1 pseudogene is annotated in these 676 nt (G+C 70.1%); it reads right to left on the bottom strand.

Annotation, left to right across the window (positions count from 1 at the left end):
• Positions 1–676 (bottom strand): annotated as a pseudogene (locus ABB30_RS15385) (ESPR-type extended signal peptide-containing protein); the annotation flags it as partial.

The raw sequence follows: 676 nt of genomic DNA, 5'->3' as shown, positions 1-676 counted from the left end.
CCGGTGGCCGTGGCATAGGCGTCCTGGCCCAGCGCCGTGCTCTGCTGGCCGGTGGCCCAGGCATCGGCACCCAGCGCGGTGCCCTGGTCACCCAGCACCCAGGCGCCCGTACCAATGGCGGTGGCTGCTTCCGATTCGATGCCAAACAGACCGAAACCGGTTTCAGCACCGGCACCGATGGCCAGGCTGCCTTCACCTGCCGCCGATGCCATCGAACCGATGGCCACATTGCCGGTGTTGTAGGCCGCGGCGTTGTAACCCACTGCCACGGCTTCGTCGGCCAGCGCATTGGCCACCGCACCGGAAGCCACCGACAGATCACCGGCAGCCTGCGCACCGACACCGGTGGCGGTGGAGGCAAAGCCGCTGGCATTGGCGCTGGCACCCAGAGCGGTACCACCCACCCCGGCGCTGGTGGCGCCGGTGGTCACCGGCACCCCGCCGACATTGATCAGCGGATTGCCATTGGCATCCACCGCATTGCCGCCAACAGCCACGGCCGCCGGGCCGGTGGCCTCGGCATTCTGGCCCACGGCAAGCGCATTCTGACCGGTTGCCAGGGCGTTGAAGCCCACCGCGATGGCCCCGTCAGCCAGCGCATTGGCACCGCCGCCCAGCGCCGAAGCACCGTTGCCGACCGCATTGGCCGCCTCACCGGCGGCCAGCGCGTCATCCC

This window comes from Stenotrophomonas ginsengisoli, assembly GCF_001431485.1.
GTDB classification, from domain to species: domain Bacteria; phylum Pseudomonadota; class Gammaproteobacteria; order Xanthomonadales; family Xanthomonadaceae; genus Stenotrophomonas; species Stenotrophomonas ginsengisoli.
This window is presented reverse-complemented; position numbering and strand designations above follow the sequence as displayed.